Origin of the sequence: Desulfallas sp. Bu1-1, from assembly GCF_015594625.1 — a bacterium.
Taxonomy (GTDB): Bacteria; Bacillota; Desulfotomaculia; order Desulfotomaculales; family Desulfallaceae; genus JADNRQ01.
In genome coordinates this window covers 65509-87921 of sequence record NZ_JADNRQ010000005.1, presented here as the reverse complement: position 1 = coordinate 87921, position 22413 = coordinate 65509, and the positions used below count along the sequence as shown (strand labels likewise).

Genomic DNA, 22413 nt, shown 5'->3' with positions numbered 1-22413 from the left:
TTTTTTCCGGAGCAAGCGCAGCGCTGAATACCCTGCCCGGCATTGCAAAACAAACGGGGTAAACCAACGAAACACCCGGTCGACACATTAACAGTGGTAAATAACAAGCCGAAGCGGAAATCCAAGTTCAAGCTTAGTAACTTCCGGCAAGGATCGACACCGGATGCACGACCCTGATCCCGCCCTTTTCTTTTAACCCTTCGGTTAAATAATAACGGCATGCCGGGCACTGGGTCATCACAATCTCCGCCCCGGTGTCCAGGATATCGTCAAGTTTCCTCGACCGGATCCTTTCGCTGAGCCCTGGATGGGTGATGAAAGTGGCGCCGCCCGCGCCGCAACATCCTTGGGGATCCCGCATTTCCACCAGCTCGGTTCCGGGGACCAGGGCTACCAGATTGCGCGGAGCTTCCGGCAACCCCCGGCTCCAGGCCCGGTGGCAGGGAACATGGTAAGTTATTCTTGTCGATTGCGGCCGGGGAGTTTTATCAAGCCCCAGCCCGGCCAGGTATTCCGTCACCTCAAATACTTTACCCGCCACCGCCGACACCTGTGAGCGGCAGGGATCGCCCGGCGGCAGCACTTTGGCCGCCTTAACCTTGAGCATATACCCGCAGGAAGTGCAATCAGTGACTACCGCGTCCACGTCCAGGGAAGCAAAGATTTCGGCGTTGCCGCGAATGGCCTCCAGGGCGGCCTGCTGGTCCCCGTGGGCCAGAGCCGGTATGCCGCAGCAGTTTTGGTCCGGCGGAATCACCACTTCAAACCCGTTCTCAACCAGCACCTTGACCACGGCTTCACCGGTGTCCGGGTAAAGGAAGTTGGTGCCGCACCCGGTGAAGTAAGCCACCCGGGCCCTGACCGCACCGGAAGGGCTTACGGTGCCGGAAATCCGCTGCTCAAAGGGCGGGCTGGCCAGGGGTGGAACCGGCCCGGGAAACAAGTTGAATTTTTTCAGCAGTGAAACCGCACGGGTGGCCAGCGTGCCCACCGACCGCCGGTTGAGCACCTGCCGGAAAACGAATTTTTCAACATACCCGAAGCCGAATTTATTGAACAGCTCATGCCTGGCAGCGATGATAATATCGTCCACGGGGATGCCGCTGGGGCAGCCCTGCATGCAGCTGGTGCAGAGCAAACATCGATTGATCAGCTCCCTGGTCCTGTCACTAAGGGGAATCGTCTTTTCCACCATGGCCGCGTTGATCAGATTGATCCGCCCCCTGGCCACGCTGGACTCAACCATGTCCTCCTTGTAGACGGGGCAGGTGGCCAGGCAAAAGTTGCATTGCAGGCACCGGTTTATTTCTTTTACATAATCCTCTATTTTATACACCAGCATCACCACCGCTTCCCGGCCAGATTTTTCCGGGGTTCATGATCCCGTTGGGGTCAAAGGCTTTTTTAATCCGGCGCATCAGCGCCACGCCCTCCGGCCCGAACTCCCACTCCAGGAAAGGCGCCTTAATAGTGCCGATACCGTGTTCGCCGGAAAGGGTGCCTGAAAGCCTCAAGGCTTCCCTGGCGATTTCCGCCATGGCCCGGTCCACCCGTTCCATTAGTTCCGGATTCCGCTTATCGGCCATAATTCCCGGGTGCAGGTTGCCGTCCCCCACGTGTCCCGAGACCCCGATCGTGACCTGGTTGCGCTGCGCGATCAAGCCGATGGCCCGGACCATGGCGGGCACCTGGCTCCTTGGAACGGTGGCGTCCTCAATCAACACGTTGGGCGCCATATGGGCCACCGCCGGGAAAAGAGCCCGCCTGGCCAGCCAGATCCTTTCCGCCTCGGCTTCGGTCCGGGCGGTCCTGACCTCCTTGACCCCGTGCCGCCGGCAAACCCCGGTGATCAGTTCGCAGTCCTCCTCCACTTTCGCCGGGTGTCCGTCCACTTCGATCAGCAGAAAAGCCTCCACATCCCGGGGCAGCCCCAGCGGAATATAATTCTCAATCAGCATTACCGAACTCTGGCTCAACATTTCCAGGCAGGAGGGGTTGGCCCCCTCCGCGATAATCGCCGAAACGGCCTCGGCGGCCGGGTCCAGTTCGGGGAAAGCGGCAACCATGGTGCGCCGGCAGGGCGGCAGGGTAAGAAGTTTAACCATCACCCTGGTAATCACGCCCAGGGTTCCCTCCGAACCAGTGAACATCCTGGCCAGGTCGTAGCCCGAAGACATTTTCACGGACTTGCCGCCGTAATTAATCACCGAGCCGTCAGGCAAAACCGCCTCAACACCGAGGACATAATCCTTGGTGGTGCCGTATTTTACCCCCCTGGGCCCGCCCGCCCGGGTGGCCACGTTTGCCCCCATGGTGCATACGGACATGCTCTGGGGATCCGGGGGATAAAAGAGCCCCATGGATTCCACGGTTTCCTGGAATTTTTGCGTAACCACCCCGCACTCGACAATGGCCGTGAGATTTTTCCGGTCAACTTCAATAATCCTGTTCATTCGTTTCAAGTCCAGCACGATACTGCCCGGGGACGGAGTGGCGCCGCCGGCCAGGCTGCTGCCGGCCCCCCTGGGAACCACCGGAACCCGGTGTTCGTTGGCGTAACGCAACACGGCGGCCACCTCCGCGGGACTTTCGGGTATAACCACGGCGGCGGGGATAACCTGCCTGTGAGTGGCGTCATTGGCGTAGGCCAGCAGGTCCTCAACATCTCCCAGGACCCTGCCGCGGTCCACCAGTGACCTTAAATCCTTGAGCAAGCCGGATATAGGTAACACCCCCTGTCAATCGGGTATTTTTTAAAGCAACTGCATAACCGTTATATGGAGGTCTGGTTCTGATATCACATTAACCGCCCATGATGGCTGGGCTGTCCGCTCATCCGGTTTCGCATCCTTCGCTTCGCCGGGTGCCGTTACCGGCGCTTACGCAATACCGTTCGCCGGGATTGTCGCGCCGGCATGCCATCCCCTTACTTGCTTCCCATTAGTCACTTGGGGGAGCTTGCCGCAATACACTAAGCAAGCGATATTGTTTGAACGGGGGCAGCCACTGGCCACGGGCAACTATTTACGGGATAACCGCTTAATTAACTCGGGAGTGTTGATGCCTGCCGGGCAGGCTTCCCGGCATTTGCCGCAGGATTGGCACAAATCCAGCCCCGCCTCCCGGGCGGCGGCGATTCCACCGGTAAAGGCCGCAAACACCGCACCCCGGCCGCCGGGGTAATGATGCCCGTAGGCCGGGCCCCTGGCCGGGAACACCGGGCATACCTCCAGGCAGGCGCCGCAGTTGTTGCAGTATAACAATTCCTCGAAACCGCTCTCCAGGCACCGCCTCCTGCCGTTGTCCAGCAGGATCACGATCACTCTCCGGGGGCCGTGCATGCCGAAGACCTGCTTGCCCTGGATATCGCCTGTGGAACTGGGGCCGGTGATAATGGAAAGATAATTTCCAAGATCCTGCCCGGTGCCGTACACCGCCGCCGCACGGCACACCGTCATGGCGCTTTCCTGATCCGGCACGATTTTTTCAATGCCCACCACGGCGATATGGGTGTGGGGCAGGTTGGAAACGGCCCGGGCGTTCCCCTCGTCCTCCATGATCACCAGCGAGCCGTTTTCCGCCACCACGGCGTTGGCCCCGGTCAGCCCGTACGCCGCGCCCGCAAGGTAACGGCGCAAGTGCTCCCTGACACCCCCCAGGGCCCGGCGCAGGTCCCCGGTTACGCCAAGCCCGGACTTCAGAACATTCAGAATTTCCTTTTCACTTAAATGCCACGCCGGCAGGACGCCCGCCAGCTGCAGAACGAAATCTCCCAGGGCGGTTTCCACCACCTCCACCCCTTTGGCCCTGAGGGCGGGCACCACACCTATTTCCTCCAGCGCCAGGGACCGGGATTTGACCACCATGGGCGCGTCCACCAGGTTTAAAATCAACTCCCGGGCCTCGGCGGCGCCGGCGGCCAGGTGCACCTCGCACTTTTTGGCCCGGAGGGTTTGCATCGCTTTTTCCACCAGCGCGTCCATTTGCCGCAACGCAGCCCGCCTGGCCTCCAAATAGGCTTTTCCCAGCCCGGGGTTGCGGGCAAGCTTTTGCCGGCGCCGGGCCGATATTTCCGCAACCGCTCCGGGCGGCGCAAAATATTTACCCATGTTGCCCGCCCCCTCCTGCCAGAAGTTCCGAAATGTGCATTACTTGCGGTTGACCTCCCGAACCCAGCAGATCCATCAGCTGCACCATGCAGCCGGGGCAGGAGGTAACCACCACTGCGGCGCCGGATCCATGAATGGGTTGAATTTTATGGGCGCCGATGGTTTTGGACAACTGGTAAAAATCCAGGTTAAAGGTGCCGCCGAAGCCGCAGCAGTTGTCCTCCAGCTGCGAGGGCGCAAACTGCAATCCCGGCACCGATTGCAACAAATCCCGGCCATGGGACAGGCCATGGGCGGCCAGGTGGCAGGGCTGGTGATAGGTCACCTTGCGCTGCGTTTCACCTGCTGCGGGCTGAAAACCTGTTTCCACCAGGTACTGGGCCAGTTCCTTCACCTTTCCGGCAAATTCCCGGGCACTGTCCACCCACCGGGAGTCGCCGGCCAGTAGTTCCGGGTAGCCGGTCAGCCCGCTGTAACAGGTGGCGCAATCGGTTACCACGGCTTCAACCCCGGCATCGCCAAAGGCCCTTAAATTGGCGATGGCATTGCGCACGGCTCCATCCCTGTCGCCGTTGGCCAGGGAGGGGTAGCCGCAGCATTTTTGACCCGGCGGCACAATCACCTCAACGCCGCTATTCCGTAAAACCCGGAGAGTGGCGCCGGCCACCCGCGGGAAGATGAGATTATTCAGGCAACCGGCAAAGTAAGCAACTTTTCGCTCTCCTTTTCCGGATCGCCGCGGCGCATCGCTTAAAAAGCTTTTTTTGCTGAGTTCGGGCAAGCGCCTGCCCTTCTCCAGGCCGAACAGGGCATAACGGGGATACCAGCCTCCCCTGCCGTCCCGGTCGCAAACCAGGCCACCCGCGACCGGGGCTATCCTTTGGATGGCCGAACCGTTGTTCAACAACTGCCCTAGCAGCATTTTTCTCCCCCGGCCCAGGCCCTTTTCGGCCACCGCCTGCTCCCGCAAACGCTGGATCATGCCCGGCGTGTCGATCCGGACGGGGCATGCGGCGACGCATTTCCGGCAGCCCAGGCACAGGGGCAGGCCCGCCTCCAGGGCTTTGTCCAGGCCGCTGCCAAACGCCGCGTGTATGACCCCGATACCGCCGAAGTACTTGTGGCCGTATCTTTCGCCCAGCTCCCCGTATACGGGGCAGCGGCCCAGGCAGGAACCGCAGTTGATGCAGTACAGGGACTCGGCAAAACCTTCCTTGACGGCCTCCCAGCGCCCCTCTTCCAGCAGCACGATATGTACCTCGCCGGGTCCCTGCAGGCCGTAAACAACCCTGCCCTCCACCGTATGAGTGCGGCTGGGACCGCTGATCACCGACACGTAAGTGGCGAAGTCCAGGCCCATCCCGTACAACCCGGCGGCCCTGGCCACCTTGATGCCGTCTTCCAGGGTGGGGACGATTTTTTCAATTCCGGCGACAATGATGTGCACGGGAGGCAGATTGGTGACACAGCGGATGTTCCCTTCGTTTTCCATCACCACCACCGAACCCGTGTCCGCGCATATGGCATTGGCCCCGCTGATGCCCACCCCGGCCTCAAAGAACCTTTGCCGCAGAGTTTCCCGGGCCACCTTGACGATTTCCTCCGGCACCGGGGGCACCGGTTGCCCCGTTTCCGCAGCAAACAATTCCGCCACCTTTTGCACGGGCACATGCAGCGCCGGGCCGATGGGGTGACTGGCCGGGATATTGCCCATCTGGCAGATTCTGTCCCCCAGATCGGTTTCCACCACCGTTGCACCGGCGGCCACCAGCGCGTCAACCAGCCCGATTTCCTTAACGGCGTTGCTCTTTGACTTGACCACGACCCCGCCTTGAACCAGCTTGAGAATATAATCCACCGCTTCCCCGGCGGTACGGGCCCTGAATACGATGAAGCCGTTATCCTGCAGCCTGGCGACGGATCGGTCCACCAGTTCCGCCAGGTGCCCGATGGCGTACTCCTTTACGGAACGCAGTTCGTCCCGGTCAAACTTCCGAATCATCTCCCGGATGACGGGACCCTGGACGCGGGTGACCATCTGCCGTACAAAGGCGGAAACCTTATCTTCAAGCCCTTCGGATATTTTTTGTTTCAACCGCTGGGAATAAGTCATGCCCCGGGCTTCGCCTCCTTTCGGTAAAGGGCGGTTTTACCGGCGCTGCCCTGCCAAATCTTGATCAGCGGCAATCGCTTTCAATCCCGCCCGGAATGCCGCAAGGTTTAATTCCAGCAGTTCCCCGCCAAAAAGCCCGGCAATGACCCCCTCGTAGGTTTCCGGGGGAATGGGCAGCACGCCGGCGCCGGCAAAAGCCCCGGTCATCACCATGTTGGTGCCCACCGGCACGCCGGCGGCCACGGCCAGTTCGGTGGCTTCCAGCGCCACCAGGAAGCGGGAGTTGGCCGCAATTGCCTCCTTGATCTTTTCGATTTCGGGATAGGTGTCTTCACCCACCAGCACGCTCAAGGGGTAGTTGGAACGAAGATTCATGATTACACCGGTTTCTTTGTTCCCATAAGGGATCAGCGTCCGCAGCGTTTCCAGCGGCTCAAAGCCGACAATCATGGTGGCTTTGCCCCTGGGAATCAGCGGCCCGTAGGCCTCTTCCCGGGATATCCTGATATGACTCATCACCGACCCGCCCCGCTGGGAAGCGCCGAAGGTTTCTCCCACGGATACAAAATAACCGCTGTTCACCGCGGCCGTGGCAATGATCTGGGAGGCCAGAACATTGCCCTGCCCGCCGACGCCCGTAACGATGATATTATGCACACTCGGTTCAGCCAATTTGCTCCCCTCCTTCCACCTTGATCGCCCCCCGGGGACAGAGACTCACGCATACTTGGCACCGGTTGCAGACGACCTCGTCAATCACCGCTTTGTTGTTTTTCACATCCCAGATGTTGGCCGTGCAGGAAAAGGTTTGATTGCAAAACCGGTTGCAGCCGCAGCTGTCGCCGATACACAGCTCCTGGTCCACGTAAACCCTGGGCTTTTTGGTCCCTTTGGCCGCAATCAGAGCGCAGGCGCGGCGCAATACCAGTACCTTGGTACCCTCGCTTTGCAGCAAATGGAACACCAGCTCAGTTGTTCCCTCCACATCGTACGGGTCATGCACCGATACGGGGATGCCCAGCCCTTCCGCCACGGACTCCACGGGCATCCGCACCACTTCTTCGCCCATGGCGTTTTTGCCCATGCCGGGGTGGGGCTGGTGGCCGGTCATGGCCGTGGTTTCATTATCCAGCACGACCAGCAGGAAACTGGATTTGTTGTAACGGGCGTTGACCAGGGCGGGAATGGCCGCGTGGTAAAAGGTGGAATCCCCCACCATGGCCACAACGGGTTGGTTAAAGCCATAATCCGCCAGCTTGCCCAGCCCGCAGGCCATGCCCACGCCCGAACCCATGGCGTGGACGGTCTGCAGCAGGTTGAAACCCGTACGGCCCACGCCCATGGTGTAGCAGCCGATATCCCCCAGCACGACGCCGTCACGCCCGTCCAGGGCCAAAGCCGACTTGACCGCCCAGAAAGAGGCCCGGTGGGGACAGCCGGCGCAGAAAGCCAGGTCGCGTTGGGGCACCTTGGGAACCAATTTTTTGACGGATTCGTCGCAACCCGGGGGCGGGCTGTAATTTACCCCGCAAACGGCGGCCAGTGCCATGGCGACGATTTCCGGGTTCATTTCCCCGATGCCCGGGCCGGAGGGTCCCGCCACATGCCCGGATTTTTGACCGTAAAACTGCAGGGGATAAAGATCCATCATGTGCTGGGCCGCCAGGTGCATCACGTTTTCCTCGATAAAGGGTTCGACTTCTTCAATAAAGACCGCCTTTTCAGCCGTTTTCAACCGGCCCAGCAGGGTTTTTTCCGGCAGGGGCCAACTGATGCCCAGTTTAAGAATGCCCACTTCCCCCTCCAGGCCCAGCTCTTTCACGGCTTCCCTGGCGTACATGAAACTTGCCCCCGCCGTGATCACCAGGGTTTTAGCGTTCTCAGGCCCGGCGTAGCGATTAAAGGGCCACGCGTCGGCCATCCGCCGCACCTGGTTCAATTTTGCCTCCTGTAGAGCGTGGAGGAATTTTACCGTTATGAAACGCTCGTTTTTACCGATTGCCGGCTTTCTGTTCACCCCGGCAATTTCCCCGACGGTGACATTGCCGCTGGCATGGCAGACCCGGGTCACGCAGCGCAGCGCCACCGGGAGCTTGATTTTCTCCGACAACTCAAATGCCGCCAGGGTCATCTCCTTGGCTTCCCGGGGGGTGCTGGGTTCCAAAATGGGCATATGGGCCAGCTTTTCCAGGTACCGGGAATCTTCCTCGTTGGTGCTGGAATGCCCGGCAGGGTCGTCCCCCACCACCAGCACCAGCCCGGCCTTGATGCCCGACTGGGAGATGCTGGCCAGGCTATCCAGGGCTACGTTCACCCCGTTGGGCTTCATGATGCAGATGGACCGCAACCCGGCAAATGATGCCGCCGCCGCCCCTTCCAGGGCCACTTTTTCGTTGACTGACCACTCGGCGTAAAAATGATAATCTCCGGCCAGCCGCCCCAGGTTCCCCAGGATTTCCGCGGTGGGCGACCCCGGGTACGAGGACGCGTATCCGATACCGGCTTCGATGGCGCCCCTGGCCACAGCTTCATTGCCCGTCATCAGCACGCTGCGCCCCGGCTCGTTCACCAGTAAACTGAGAAAACTCACTGGTTCATCCCCCTTTCCCGCTGGAGTGCTTCCCGGTATTGACCAGTCAACTGCAAATAACCCGCGCCTTGCCCGGACTCCAGGGCCTGCAGCACTCTCAGTTTTTTATTGCGGACGGCTTGGTATAAAAGCGGCAGGCGCTCTTCAGGGTAGGCCCTGGTTTCAATGATTCCCCGTGCGCGGGCCGCGTCCACGATTTCCTTGCCTTTGGCGCTCCTTACGATCAGGGTATTCCACCGGGGGTCGTACTCGGTGGAACCAACCGAAACATCGGCAAACTCGGACGTGGGATCGAAACACAGCCGGCAGGCCGGGCGAATAAGCGGCCGCACCTCGTCAACGGGTATGTTCGCGGAGCCCGATGCCGTGGTGATCGTTAAAAAGTCTTGGGGAATATCCACCTTTAAGATCCTTTGGCCGCCCGCCTTCCGGTTAAGCAAATCGTAAATTCCGGTCTCCAGGGACCAGAAGCAGAACAACCCGATCACAAACTCCACTTTATCCACGGCCGGAGGGTAACCCGGCCCGTCCTCCAGCCCCTGCATTTTTCTGAGGGCCAGCACCTGGCAAGGCCTCCCCACCACCGCCAGGCTGTTTATACCTTCTTTTACGGCCCGGTGCACCGCGGACAGCGTGGGGGAGGCGCTGTAGCGGGACCCGGCGCAGGCCAGCACCTCGTCCCTATTTGTCGCCACCACCGCCCGGGGCGCTTCCCCGGCGGGGCCGCCGGCCAAAACCGCGCCGGACACCCGGCCCTGTTCCAGCAGAAAAGCCGCCAGGGCGCTGACAACGCCCCCGTACTGTCCTTTTTCGGCCGCGTCCATCTGCAACGAGCGGGCAAAGACAATCTCCCGGTGGTTGCCCAAAACATGGTCAACGCGCTCCCGGCCGAACACCCTCTTATCCATTTGTTCCCAATCCGTGGACGTCCGGGGACACAACCGGTAGCAGTTTCCTTCCTCCAGCCCGCAGGGGTGGACCAGGGCGACGCGCTCACCCGCGGCCTTGATATAAGGGCAGAGTCCCGCGCACAGGCCGCAATTGGCACATGCCCCGCTGTCCATGACTTCCTGCTTTAAATCAAGCGATCCCTTTTTCCGGCTCAATTAGCTGCGCACCTCCTCGGTTAAAATTCCTTGGTCACAACCATGGCGTCTGCGGCCTTGACTCCCTTCCCCTCCGGGTAAACCACCAGGGGGTTGATGTCCAGTTCCTCAACTTGATCCTTTAATACCGTGGCCAGGGTGGAAACCTTCATAATCACGCCGGCCAGGGCTTCTATGTCGGCAGGGGGCCTGCCCCGCACCCCTTTCAGCACCTGGTACCCCTTGATTTCCTTGATCATGTCCAGGGCATCCCCCCGGCTTAACGGGACTACCCGGAATGAAACGTCTTTTAGTACCTCCACGAAAATGCCGCCCAGGCCGAACATGATCGTGGGGCCGAATACCGGATCCCTGGTCACCCCGATGATCACCTCGATCCCCTCCGGCAGCATTTCCTGCACCAGTACGCCGTTAATCCGGGCATCCGGTTTGTAATTGCCGGCATTTTGCAAAATAGCCGCAAATGCCTTTCTCACTTCCTCCTCCGAGGCCAGGTTGAGAAAAACGGCACCCGCCTCGGTCTTGTGCGGAATATCGGGCGAATCCACCTTCAGCGCCACCGGGTAACCAATTTGCCCGGCAAGTTCCACTGCTTCATCCGCGGAACCGGCCAGGCCGCCCCGGGTCACCGGAATACCGAATTTGGACAGCAGCGCTTTGGACTCACCCTCGCTCAACGTCCCTTTGCCCTTGAAAAGATCCCGGATAGAATCATAACCCTGCACCGAAATGCTTGGCACCCGGTATTTCCCGCTCTTTCTACGCAGGAAATCCGCGTAGTCCACCAGGTGCGCCACCGCCCTGACGGCCTGCGCGGTGTCGAGCAGGACCGGCACGCCGGCCCGGCGCAATTCCCTTACCCCGTCCCCCTCGTCCTGGCCCGGAAAGATCCAGGGGCAGATGACGATGGTTTTACCCGTGGAATAATAAATGTCGATAACCCGCCGGGCCATCTCCATCCCGTAGGGCTCCCGCAAGTCGAAGTTGCCCAGGATGATGTCTATATTGTCTTCCTCCAGCAAAGCGTTGAAGCAAGCCACCAGCATTTCCGGATTGGTAACATACTGTGAAGTCAAATCTATCGGATTTTGAGCTGAAGCAAAAAACGGCAGCGCGGCTTCCATTTTGGACCTGGCGCTTTCACTGAGCGGAGGAATGTTAAGACCAAGCCGCTCACACATATCGGCCAGGGTAACCCCGGCGCCGCCCGACACTGTCAACAAAGCGATGTTTCTTCCTTTGGGCAACCGCCCTGCCAGGATTAAGGGCACAAAGGCAATTAGTTCCTCCGGCCCGTCGATCCTGATGATACCGGTTTGCTTGAAAAACGCGTCATAAATTCTGTCCGAGCCCGCCAGGGAACCGGTGTGGGAAGAGGCGGCCCTGGCTCCCGCCGAACTGCGCCCCACTTTCATGATCATTACCGGCTTGCCGAGCCGGGCGGCCTCTTCGGCCACCCGGCGCAGTTTCGGGCCGTCCTTGGCACCCTCCAGGTACCCGCCCAGCACCCTGGTGTTGTCGTCCTGTACCATATACCCCAGAAAATCCGCAAATTCCAGGTCGGCCTCGTTACCGACGCTGACAAAATAGTTCAGCCCCACCCCGCTGCAAAGCGCCTGGGCGTAAATCAACGCGCCGAAGGCGCCGCTCTGGGTAACGAAACCAACCGTCCCGTTGTCCAAGTCGGGAATGTCGACAATAAAGGCGAAGGAAGCCATCACCCCGTTCCGGGTGTTGACCACGCCCAGGCAGTTGGGGCCGCAAAGGCGGAGACCGGAATTCCCGGCCAGTTCGGCTATCCGGTCCTGGGCCAGGCGCCCTTCCGGGCCGGTTTCGGCGAATCCCGAGCTAAAGATAACGGCAGCCTTGACCCCCTTGTCCACGCATTGTTCCAGGGCATCATATACACCGGCGGCGGGCACGCTGACAACGGCCAAATCAACCGGGCCGGGAATATCCGCCAGGCACGGGTAGCATTTAATGCCGGAAATGTGATCGTATTTTGGATTAACAGGGTAGATTTTTCCCTTGTACCCCTTGTTGATCAAAGCAAAGAGCGGCCGGCCGCTGGGTTTTCCGGGATTGTTTGAAGCTCCGATCAGGGCAATTGACTGCGGTTCAAAAAACGGCTTTAACGATTCAAATTTCTCCCCGGCTGGAGACAATATCCATGCACCTCCAGAACTTCGCCAAAGCGGGTATTTTATTTGCAGTATATTTTCCTGGCACACATTTTCATGTTTATCCTAAAACCCCGGGCCGTGCCGGCAAACCACAACCTAATGGCTCCGGACCCATGACGGGCTGGGGACTGCATATTTTCCGCCTATGTAGACGTTGAGCCTCATGGAGCGCAGTTATCCAGATAGTTGGGCCGTACGCATTAATAAACACCTCCATATTTTTTAAAAGTTCACAATATTAAAAGTTTAAAATGCAATTTTTATACCACACTCCATTCGTTCCGGGAAAGGTCAACATGTTGACCAATTTATCCTTTACCCGCCGCACCCCGGCCCCAAATGTTAAGCAAATAAATTATCACGTTTAAAAAATGAACGACTCCCCACTTGTTTCATTCGTCAGAGGCGGTTCAATTGTTGCAACTCCTGTAATAGTAGTAATTTTCTAAAAAAACCTTAAAACAAAACCTTTTGGCACAAAAATTGCTGTGGAATTTTGATATGCCGGGACGGCAGGAACAAAAAACCGGCCCCGGCACCCCCCCAATAAATACAGTCATCACAAACAATACCGTCGTTTTAAGGAGGTAAAATAGTTGAGAACCGCGGAACAGTACAGGGAAAAGCTTCGCTCCATGCGCAAAAACGTGTACATCAACGGGCAGCTTTTGGAAAGGGACGACCCCCAGCTGATCCCCGGCCAGAACGTAATTGCCGAAACATTCAACTTCGCAGCCGACCCGAAATACGCGGATTTAATGACCGCCAAATCGCACATCACCGGCAAAACCATCAACCGCTTCACCCATATTCACCAGAGCGTGGACGACCTGTTGAAAAAACAAGAGATGACCCGGTTTTTATGCCAGCACGTGGGCGGCTGCATCCAGCGCTGCATGGGCGTGGACGCGCTGAACGCCCTGTCGGTGGTGACCAAGGACTGCGACCTGGCCATGGGCACCAACTATCACGAGCGTTTTCTCAAGTACCTGGAATATTATCAGGAAAACGACCTGGTGGGCAACTGCGCCCAAACCGACGTCAAGGGCGACCGGATGAAACGGCCCCACGAGCAGGTGGACCCCGACCTGTACCTGCGGGTGGTGGAAAAACGCTCCGACGGCATCGTGGTGCGCGGGGCCAAGGCGCATAACACCATTGCGCCCTATGCCGATGAAATTATCGTTGTGCCTACCCGATTTATGACGGAAAAGGATGCCGACTGGGCGGTGGCCTTCGCCGTACCGGCGGATACCGAGGGCGTGTATTTGGTTTGCCGCGCCACCGCGCCCAGGCAGAGAAAGGAATTCAAGGCTCCCATTGAACAATACGGTTCCGCCGACTCCCTCACCATCTTTGATAACGTATTCGTACCGTGGGAGCGGGTATTCCTGTGCGGCGAAACCAAATTCGCCGGCCAGCTGGCCATCCAGTTCGCCAACTACCACCGGCACAGCTACACCGGGTGCAAGCCCGCCGTTACCGATGTAATCATGGGCGCCACCGCGCTGGTGGCCGAATACAACGGGGTGGCCAAGGCCCCCCACGTGCGGGACAAACTGGCCGACCTGGTGGCTGTGGCCGAGCTGGTTTACGGTACCGGCATCGCCTCGGCGGTGAAAGCATCCAAGGCCGCTTCCGGGACCTACGTGCCCAATTTCGTCTACACCAACGTGGCACGTTACCACGCCGGGGTCAATGTTTATCACGAGCATGAAATTTTGGCCGATATCGCCGGCGGGCTCCCCGCCACCCTGCCTCCGGAGGGCGATTTCCTCAACCCGGTCACCAGGGATTTGCTGAACAAGTATATCATGCGCAATCCCGAAATCAGCGCCGACGACGTGCACCGCTGCTTCCGGCTTTGCAGCGACATGCTGTGCTCGGCCCACGCGGGGGTGTCACAGGTGGCGGGTATCCACGGCGGCGGCTCGCCGATCATGGAAAAGATCGCCATCATGGGTATGTACGATATCAACGCCAAGAAAAAAATCGCCAAGCGCCTGGCCGGAATCGAAGAGTAAAAGCGATCCTGAAGCGGTCCCGCCCTGCCGGGCGGGTGCAAGATAAAAAAATTATCAAGGAGAGGTGTTAATCAATGACAATACCGGGAATCAACAACATTTGCGTAGTGGGCGCCGGCAACATGGGTCACCAAATCGCCCTTTGCTTCGCCATTGCGGGCTACAAGGTGAAGTGCACCGACATTAACGAGGAAATATTGAAAAAAGCGGAAAACTTTGCCGACACCTACCTGCCCCAGCGAGTGGCCAAGGGCAAAATGACCGAAGAAGTCGCCAAGCAGGCCAGGGCCAACATCTCCTTCACCACGGATTTGAAAGAGGCCGCCGGGGACGCCGACGTGGTGGTGGAAGCCATCCTGGAAAAACTGGACCTGAAACTGAAGCTATTCGCACAGCTGGACGAAATCTGCCCGCCCCATACCATCCTGGCCACCAACAGCTCGTTCATCGTCAGCTCCAAAATCGCTCCGGCCACCAAGCGCCCGGAAAAAGTGTGCAACATGCACTTCTTCAACCCCGCCCTGGTCATGAAGCTGGTGGAGGTTGTGAACGGGCCGCATACCTCGGATGAAGTGGCCCAGAAAATCTACGACCTGGCCAAGGACATCGGCAAGGTTCCGGTCATGCTGAAAAAGGAGATCTACGGCTTTCTGGTCAACCGGATTGTGGCCGCCATCAATCACGAAGCACTGCACATTTACGACATGGGCGTGGCCTCCTACGAGGACATCGACAAGGCCGTGGTCTACGCCCTGGGCCATCCCATGGGACCGTTCCGCCTGATGGATCTTACCGGGATCGACCTGTCCTACTATATCGGCATGGAACGCTACCGGGAAACGGGCGACCCGGCTTACAAGCCCTCCCCCATCATCGTGGAGAAATTCGTCAAGGGAGAATGGGGCGAAAAGAAAGGCAAGGGTTTCTACGATTACAGCAAAAAATAGGACTTAGTTGGTAAATAATTGCGGCTAAATTAAGCGATAAACGGGCTGGGCGACGCACAACAGACAGGGTCGCCCAGCCTGCCAAGTTTTCAATTTATTTCAAAAAAGGGAGTGCCTTGTAATCAGTTGTTGATTATTTATTAACGAAAGGAGCAGCAACAATGCGTGAAGCAGTCATCGTCAGCGCCGTAAGGACACCCATCGCCAGGGAAAATGGCGCCCTCAGAGATGTTCCGCCGGAGCACCTGGCGGCGCTGGTAATGAAGGAGGCCGTCGCCAGGAGCGGCCTCAAACAACCCGGGTTGATTGACGAGGTAATTTTCGGGCACTGCCTGGGTGCGCCCGGCTGCATCGGCCGGATGTCCCTTTTGATGGCGGGCCTGCCCATGGAAATTCCTGCCATCACCATTGACCGCCAGTGCGGTTCCGGTTCCACCGCGGTGAACCTGGCGGCTACGCATATCCGGGCCGGGGTGGGCGACATCTACCTGGCCGGCGGGGTGGAAAGCATGACCCGCCAGCCCTACCTGCTGGAAAAACCCGCTTCGGCTTACCAGCGGGCCCCCTCAAGGTGGATTATGCCAAGACCCTTGAGCCCCCAGGAAATCGGCGACCCGCCCATGGGCATCACCGCCGAAAACGTGGCCGAGCGTTTCAACGTGCCCAGGGAAGAGCAGGATGAGTTCGGATATTTGAGCCAGGTCAAGGCGGCCAGGGCGCTAAAAGAGGGCCGGTTCAAGGAACAGATCGTTCCGGTGGTAATACCCCAGAAGAAGGGCGACCCGGTGGTATTCGAGGTGGACGAACACCCGCGTCCCAACACCACCATGGAAGCGCTGGCCAAGCTCCCTCCCGTCTTTAAAAAGGGCGGCACGGTAACCGCGGGAACCTCGTCCGGCATTAACGATGGAGCCGGCGCGCTGTTGATCACATCACGGGAAAAGGCGGAGGAACTGGACCTGAAACCCATGGCCGTAATCCGCGCCTACGGCGCCGGCGGAGTGGACCCCAATATTATGGGCATGGGACCCGTCCCGGCAACCAGAAAGGCCCTGGCCATGGCCGGGATGACCATTGACCAGATGGACGTAATCGAGCTAAATGAAGCATTTGCCGCGCAGGCCATCGCCTGCTGCCGGGAACTGGGCATCGACTGGCGTGATCAGGAGAAATTCAACCCCAACGGCGGGGCCATCGCCCTGGGTCACCCCATTGCCGGGTCCCTGGCCATCCTGACCGTTAAAGCCGTCTATGAACTGCACAGGAGAAACGGTCAATACGCCCTTATCACCGCCTGCTGCGGCGGCGGGCAGGGTGTGGCCACCATTATCGAAAAGTGCTGACAACCACAACAAAGGTTCGATTTATTACAATGAAACCCGCAAGGAGAGGATTTTTGATATGGAGTACACCAAACTGGTAGTGGAAAAGGAGAACGGGTATGTAGTGGCGGCAATCAACAACCCGCCGGCCAACGCCCTCAGCCAGGGCGTGCTACGCGATTTGAACAACCTGCTGGACGAGTGTCTGGGCGATGATGAAGTTAGGGCCATTGTGATCACGGGAACAGGTGAAAAACTCTTTTCCGCCGGGGCGGACATCAGCGAATTTGCCTCCATCCAGGCCGGCAATACCCCCAAGATCAGCGGCCACGACGTATTCCTGAAAATTGAAAACTATCCCAAGCCGGTGATCGCGGCGATCCAGGGCAGCGCCTTCGGAGGCGGAAACGAGCTGGCCATGAGCTGCCACCTCAGGATTTTATCAGCTTCCGCCAAAATCGGGCTGCCCGAGGTCAAGCTGGGCATCATCCCGGGCTGGGGCGGCACCCAGCGCCTGCCCAGGCTGATCGGCAAAACCAAGGCTCTGGAAGTGATGCTTACCGGCGACCCCCTGAGCGCCGAAGAGGCCCTGAGCTACGGGCTGGTCAACAAAGTGGTGCCCGCCGAACAAGTGCTGTCCGAAGCCAAGGCGCTGGCCGCCAGGCTGGCCAAGGGCGCACCCATCGCCATCAGGGAAATTTTGAAAGCGGTCACCAAGGGCCTCGACACCACCATTGAGGAAGGCATTAAAATCGAACAGGCCGGCTCCGCCGTCGTGTTCGCCAGCGAGGACGCCAAAGAGGGTGCCACGGCCTTCTTCCAGAAGAGGCCGCCCGACTTTAAGGGCAGGTAACAATTTCTCGCCGCGCAACGAACGGAAGAAACCGCCGGATAGCCAAGTCACAACGAGATGCAAGGCGATCCGGCGGATTTCCGGAGTGAGAGGAGCAAGTTAAATAGCTAATTAACGAAAAGGAGAGCGAACACATGTCCAGCAACTTCATCTATTCCAATCGCGACCACAAATTTATCCTCAAAGAATGGCTGAACACGGAAAAAATCCTGAACTTCGACGCCTTCAAGGACAACTACGAAATGGACGACATTGACATGATCCTGGACGAAGGCCTGAAGGTGGCCAAGGAAGTCGTCGCCCCCACCAACATCGACGGGGACAAAATCGGCGCCAAATTCGAGGACGGCAAAGTAACTACACCGCCGTCTTTCCACAAACTTTACCAATTCATGCAAGAAAACGGTTACGGCAACTCCCAGTTCGACCCCGACGAGGAGGGCAAATTGCCCACCTTGCTGCACATTGCCCTGGAGGAGTTTTTCAACGCGGCCAACCCGGCCTTTCACCCTTACATCGGCCTGGCCAAAGGCGCATCCAACTTGATCGAATTGTTCGGCACGGAAGAAGACAAAAAACGGTTCCTGCCCAAAATGTACAGCGGCGAATGGTCGGGCACCATGTGCCTGACCGAACCCTGCTGCGGCTCCGACGTGGGGGAAATCACCACCAAGGCCTTTGCCACCGAAGACCCCAGGGTGTATAAAATCAAGGGGACCAAGTGTTTCATCACCGCGGGCGACCATGACCTGACCGAAAATATCATTCACCTGCTGCTGGCTAAATGCGAAGGAGCAGCTCCCGGCACCAAGGGCATCTCCCTGTTCATTGTCCCCAAAATCTGGGTCAATGAGGACGGCAGCCTGGGCGAGCCCAACGACGTAACCACGGTGGCCATTGAACACAAAATGGGCATCAAGGGTTCCGCCACCGCCATGTTGAGCTTCGGTGACGAGGGCACCTGCCGCGGCATCCTGCTAGGGAACCCCCCCGATGAAAACGGAAAGGCCGAAGGTATGGCCCAGATGTTCGTAATGATGAACGGCGCCAGGCAGGGCACCGGCCTTACCGCCATGGCCATCGCCCAGGCGGCTTACAACTACGCACTCCAGTACGCCAAGGAACGCGTCCAGGGCAAGTCGATCAGCAATCCCAAGGGCCCGAGGGTGCGCATTATCGAGCACGAGGACATCAGGAGGATGCTGCTGTTCCAGAAATCCATCATCGAGGCCTCCCGGGCCATGATCATGAAAAACTCTTATTACATTGACCTGTCCAGGTACAGCAATGACCCCGAAGAAAGGAAAATGGCCCAGAGAAGAATCGAAGTCAACAACCCGCTGATCAAAGCCTATCCCTCGGATATGGTCTGGCAGACCACCGCGGAAGCCATCCAGGTACACGGCGGGTACGGCTTTACCGAGGAATACCCCGTGGCCCAGTGCGCCAGGGATTCCAAAATCCTGTCCATCTGGGAGGGCACCAACTTTATCCAGTCCTTGGACCTGGTGGGCAGAAAGTGGAGGCTGGACAACGGCAAGATTTTTGCCGAGTGGTTCAAGGAAGTGGCCGAGTCCATTGAAAGCAACAAAGACCTCGAAGGCTTTGCCCGGGAATATGAAATCATGAGCAAGGCGGTGGGCGCCTACCGGGAAATTCAGGGCTTTATCGCCGCGAACTTCGCCAAAAACATTAAAATCGTGCCCTTATACTCCACCAGGGTTCTGCACGCCACCGCCATGCTCTGGGGCGGGTCGTTGCTGTTGGAACAGGCGGCGGTTGCATTACAGAAGATCCAGGAACTGGGCGAGAATCACTTTGACTACCCGTTCTACCAGGGGAAAGTGCAAACCGCCAGGTTCTATATCAGGAACATTGTTCCCGAGATATTTAAAATTGCCGAAATCATCAAGGACTGCGACACTTCCGCTGTCGATATCCTGGAAGAAGGACTGTAAACCCGGCGAAATTCAATACCGTGTTACATTCGCCGGATAGCTCTGATAACATCGCATATATGATACCGGGGGCGCGTCATAATTAAGGCGCCCCCGTAATAAGCATTATGTCATTTGGCGGGAAAAATATTATTTGTTCAAATCCCACCGTTTATAATGAATTTGTACACTTTTACCAATAAATGATTAAGGCATAAATCAACATAATTTTCTAATTTTTTTTAATTTACTATGTTTTATGTATTTTAAAAATTAATTACTAACAGGCAAGGAGGTGATTTTCCGGGAAAAACACCTAACATAAGCGGCGCTTGTTCATTTGGAAAGTTTCAAGACCGGTTACTAACTAATGCTTGGAGGGAAAAAAATGAAGCGGTTAAAAGGATTGACCTTTTTACTAGTGTTGAGCCTGGCGCTTGCCCTGGCAGGCTGTGGCGGCGGCTCGAAGCAGGAAGGGGATAAATCCGGCGGCGGCTCGGGCGAACCGCCCAAAGAGGTGATTATCGGTTACACCGGTCCCCTGAGCGGACCAGGCGCGCAATACGGGCAGGATTGTCTCAACGGCGTCGACTGCGCAATTAACGACATCAACGAAGCCGGCGGCATCACCGTCAACGGCCAAAAGTATGTGTTCAAACTGGAAAAACTGGATGATATGGCCGATCCCACCCAGGCGGTGAACAACGCCAGGCGGTTCCGCGATCAGTACAAGGCGCCCGCGGTGTTCAATCCTGTATTCAATACCATCGCTCCGATGATGGAAATAAACCAGGAACCCGGAAACGAATTCATCATTATGGCTTACACCAGCACCCCAAAAGTTGATGAAATGAACAACGAGCTGACCGTATCCATCCCACCTCCGTTTACGGCATACGTCAGGGGCTTTTCCGACGTGGCCTGGGAGCAGGGCTGGCGCAAGGCGGCCATGGTGATCACCCTGGGGGCGTATGGCGACGAGTGGCGTGAAGCCTTCAAGGAGTACTGGGAACACGAGCTGGGCGGTCAAGTTACCGCGGACCAGCCGGCCAATTATTACACCGAAACGGATTTCTCCTCCCAGTTGACCGCGGCCATTGCCACCAAGCCCGATGTTATGGTTGTCGGAGGACCCTCGTCCCCCACCGGGCTGGTGATAGAACAGGCCCGGACACTGGGTTATAAGGGCGGCTTCATCCTGATCGACCAGGCCAAGATGGATTACATTGTCGACGAGGTCTTCAAAGGCAGCACCAGCATGATGGAAAACGTCATCGGCGTGGCGGCGGTGAAGGACATACCAACCCAAATGGCGAGTATTTTTAATAATAAGTACACCGAAAAATATAAAGTACACAACACCTGGGAGGCCGTGCTCAACTACTGCGCCATGCACGCACTGGCCCGGGCCATGGAGGAAGCCGGCACCGTGGAAGACGTTCGTGCCATCAGGGCCGCATTTCCGAAAGTATTCCCTCTCACCGGGGATAAATACCCGGCGGAATACTACGGGATAAAAGACACGGGACGAATGCTGGTGTCCGGTTCCGTGCAGATAATTAAAGAGGGCAAATATGAAACACCAATCAGCTATATTTACTGGACCAAGACGGAAGACGAGTTTAACCAGCTTAAACAAAAAATAACCGCCTCCAATCCCCATAAATGGATGCCGCTGGAAAATTACACCAAGTAACTTTGCGTTCCCACCTCCGTTCCGGAGGTGGGATTTGCTCTCCCCATGGACTTGTTCGGGATTTCATGCGTTCCCGGTCAACGGCACAGCAATAAAAACGGTTACATTTATTGAATAAGCTACCACCATTACGGAGCTGTGATGCAGCGCAACCGAGGCTCTTCCAGCAGCAATGTTCAATTAAACAACATTTTTGTTTATCTTTTTAACGATAATATTCGGTCGAAATCGCCAGCCCATCCTAAAAGAAAGTCCTTTCTGGATTATCCCAAAGGTTCCAATTTGCCAGGTCAATGGCATACTTTGTGCATGCAAATATATTTAATTTTCTCATTAATGTAAATTTATTTTTTTATTTTAATTTTAAACATTTTTAAAATCTTATTACAGACAGGCCTTGTTAATCATTTTATATCTGATCTGACTCAAAGGAGGTGGTTTATACAGGCAACAAAACCCCGGCAGGGAAAAAATCATTGATTCATGCTCTTCTCCCCAAGCGATCATTGTTCGGCGTTTGCCCCAAAAACCACTTCGCCGGCCCGGGGCAGGATCAATTGATTCAAGACAATTTACAAGCAAGTTATAATATTCCCCCTTGAAGGGTGCGGAAACAGACTTACACGTCATTATTTTATAGAATTCATACAGCAAGAAGGGTGGGACCCGATGGAACTGTTTCTTCAACAGATAATTAACGGAATTATGCTGGGAAGCACTTACGCCGTGGTGGCCCTGGGCCTGACGCTGGTTTTCGGCATCTTGCACATACCGAACTTTGCCCACGGCCATCTTTACATGCTCGGCGGTTATGTAACCTTTTTCCTGGTGACTCTTTACGGTTTCGGATTTTGGACGGCCATGATCTCCTCCATGGTCGTCCTGGCCCTGGTGGGAATGTTCGTTGAACGCGTGGTTTACCGCCCCCTGAGAAACCAGCCCCACATCAATTCATTCATCTCGGCCATCGGGGCGCTGATGTTTCTGGAAACATTTGTTATTGTAGCATGGGGCCCCCAGGGCCAGCGCATTCCCAATCCCTACCCCAATCCCATTGAGATTATGGGTATTATCCTGACCCAGCAGCGCTTGCTTGTTATCATCGCGGCCATTGTGTTAATAATTTTGCTGCAACTATTCCTAAAAAAAACCACCCCCGGAACCACCATTGAAGCAGTGGCCCAAAACAGGGAGGGAGCCATGCTGGTGGGGATAAATGTAAACAGGGTGTCCTCCATGACCTTTGCCATAGCCACCGCCACGGCCGCCGCAGCCGCTTCCCTGGTCGCCCCCATCTTCATGGTCTCCCCCAGCATGGGCGCCTTGTTGGGAATGAAGGCATTTATCATCGTTATTCTAGGCGGCCTGGGCAGCGTACCCGGCGCGATATGCGGCGGGTATATCCTGGGGCTGATTGAGGCCCTTGGAGGCGGTTACATATCGGCTGATTACAAAGATGTATTCGCCTTTGGCGCCCTGATCCTGATCCTGGCCATCAAACCCACTGGCTTGTTTGGAAAGGAGGCCGGTTAA

The 22413-nt window shown here is 57.2% G+C and carries 15 protein-coding genes; 7 read left to right on the top strand and 8 right to left on the bottom strand.

Translation table 11 applies throughout. The features are described from left to right. Positions 1-133 precede the first annotated feature (133 nt). The 8 genes from IT084_RS07050 to IT084_RS07015 form a co-directional block, all read right to left on the bottom strand. A complete protein-coding gene (locus IT084_RS07050) occupies positions 134-1336 on the bottom strand; it encodes a (Fe-S)-binding protein (RefSeq protein WP_195712152.1) in 1203 nt (400 codons plus the stop codon). Beyond that, the gene (locus tag IT084_RS07045) at positions 1329-2714 is read right to left on the bottom strand and encodes an FAD-binding oxidoreductase (RefSeq protein ID WP_207744462.1); all 1386 of its coding nucleotides are present in this window, start codon (positions 2712-2714) and stop codon (positions 1329-1331) included. The genes IT084_RS07050 and IT084_RS07045 overlap by 8 nt, the downstream gene beginning before the upstream one ends. A gap of 306 nt (positions 2715-3020) precedes the next feature. Then, complete coding sequence (locus IT084_RS07040) at positions 3021-4109, bottom strand: LUD domain-containing protein (protein ID WP_195712151.1); 1089 nt, start codon at positions 4107-4109, stop codon at positions 3021-3023. Further along, the gene (locus IT084_RS07035) at positions 4102-6222 is read right to left on the bottom strand and encodes an LUD domain-containing protein (protein WP_195712150.1); all 2121 of its coding nucleotides are present in this window, start codon (positions 6220-6222) and stop codon (positions 4102-4104) included. The genes IT084_RS07040 and IT084_RS07035 overlap by 8 nt, the downstream gene beginning before the upstream one ends. A gap of 36 nt (positions 6223-6258) precedes the next feature. Next, complete coding sequence (locus tag IT084_RS07030; RefSeq protein WP_195712149.1) at positions 6259-6894, bottom strand: indolepyruvate oxidoreductase subunit beta; 636 nt, start codon at positions 6892-6894, stop codon at positions 6259-6261. Beyond that, positions 6887-8812, bottom strand: a complete 1926-nt coding sequence (locus IT084_RS07025; protein WP_195712148.1) for a thiamine pyrophosphate-dependent enzyme — start codon at positions 8810-8812, stop codon at positions 6887-6889. The genes IT084_RS07030 and IT084_RS07025 overlap by 8 nt, the downstream gene beginning before the upstream one ends. Further along, complete coding sequence (locus tag IT084_RS07020) at positions 8809-9918, bottom strand: Coenzyme F420 hydrogenase/dehydrogenase, beta subunit C-terminal domain (RefSeq protein WP_195712147.1); 1110 nt, start codon at positions 9916-9918, stop codon at positions 8809-8811. The genes IT084_RS07025 and IT084_RS07020 overlap by 4 nt, the downstream gene beginning before the upstream one ends. 20 nt (positions 9919-9938) lie before the next feature. Next, positions 9939-12083 (bottom strand): acetate--CoA ligase family protein, encoded by a 2145-nt coding sequence (locus IT084_RS07015; RefSeq protein WP_195712146.1) that lies wholly within the window; start codon positions 12081-12083, stop codon positions 9939-9941. A 614-nt stretch (positions 12084-12697) separates the two neighbouring features. Here IT084_RS07015 and IT084_RS07010 point away from each other — a divergent pair. The 7 genes from IT084_RS07010 (at position 12698) to IT084_RS06980 (ending at position 22413) form a co-directional block, all read left to right on the top strand. Beyond that, positions 12698-14125 carry a 4-hydroxyphenylacetate 3-hydroxylase family protein gene (locus IT084_RS07010; protein ID WP_195712145.1) on the top strand — a complete coding sequence of 476 codons (1428 nt, stop codon included), beginning with the start codon at positions 12698-12700 and terminating at the stop codon, positions 14123-14125. Positions 14126-14199: 74 nt separating this feature from the next. Next, entirely contained in the window at positions 14200-15072 is an 873-nt protein-coding gene (locus IT084_RS07005; protein WP_195712144.1) for a 3-hydroxyacyl-CoA dehydrogenase family protein, read from the top strand. Between the two features lie 161 nt (positions 15073-15233). After that, positions 15234-16415 carry a thiolase family protein gene (locus tag IT084_RS07000; protein WP_195712143.1) on the top strand — a complete coding sequence of 394 codons (1182 nt, stop codon included), beginning with the start codon at positions 15234-15236 and terminating at the stop codon, positions 16413-16415. A 58-nt stretch (positions 16416-16473) separates the two neighbouring features. After that, positions 16474-17247, top strand: coding sequence for an enoyl-CoA hydratase-related protein (locus IT084_RS06995; protein WP_195712142.1), 774 nt, complete (start codon positions 16474-16476; stop codon positions 17245-17247). A gap of 134 nt (positions 17248-17381) precedes the next feature. Next, positions 17382-19205, top strand: coding sequence for an acyl-CoA dehydrogenase (locus IT084_RS06990; protein ID WP_195712141.1), 1824 nt, complete (start codon positions 17382-17384; stop codon positions 19203-19205). A 367-nt stretch (positions 19206-19572) separates the two neighbouring features. Further along, complete coding sequence (locus tag IT084_RS06985; RefSeq protein ID WP_195712140.1) at positions 19573-20880, top strand: ABC transporter substrate-binding protein; 1308 nt, start codon at positions 19573-19575, stop codon at positions 20878-20880. 669 nt (positions 20881-21549) lie between these two features. Further along, positions 21550-22413 carry a branched-chain amino acid ABC transporter permease gene (locus IT084_RS06980; RefSeq protein WP_195712139.1) on the top strand — a complete coding sequence of 288 codons (864 nt, stop codon included), beginning with the start codon at positions 21550-21552 and terminating at the stop codon, positions 22411-22413.

Bases quoted from the DNA above. Each gene is read 5' to 3' on its own strand.
- IT084_RS07040 (WP_195712151.1), bottom strand. From the start codon at position 4,109: ATGGGTAAATATTTTGCGCCGCCCGGAGCGGTTGCGGAAATATCGGCC.
- IT084_RS06985 (WP_195712140.1), top strand. From the start codon at position 19,573: ATGAAGCGGTTAAAAGGATTGACCTTTTTACTAGTGTTGAGCCTGGCG.
- IT084_RS07035 (WP_195712150.1), bottom strand. From the start codon at position 6,222: ATGACTTATTCCCAGCGGTTGAAACAAAAAATATCCGAAGGGCTTGAA.
- IT084_RS06995 (WP_195712142.1), top strand. From the start codon at position 16,474: ATGGAGTACACCAAACTGGTAGTGGAAAAGGAGAACGGGTATGTAGTG.
- IT084_RS06990 (WP_195712141.1), top strand. From the start codon at position 17,382: ATGTCCAGCAACTTCATCTATTCCAATCGCGACCACAAATTTATCCTC.
- IT084_RS07005 (WP_195712144.1), top strand. From the start codon at position 14,200: ATGACAATACCGGGAATCAACAACATTTGCGTAGTGGGCGCCGGCAAC.
- IT084_RS07000 (WP_195712143.1), top strand. From the start codon at position 15,234: ATGCGTGAAGCAGTCATCGTCAGCGCCGTAAGGACACCCATCGCCAGG.
- IT084_RS06980 (WP_195712139.1), top strand. From the start codon at position 21,550: ATGGAACTGTTTCTTCAACAGATAATTAACGGAATTATGCTGGGAAGC.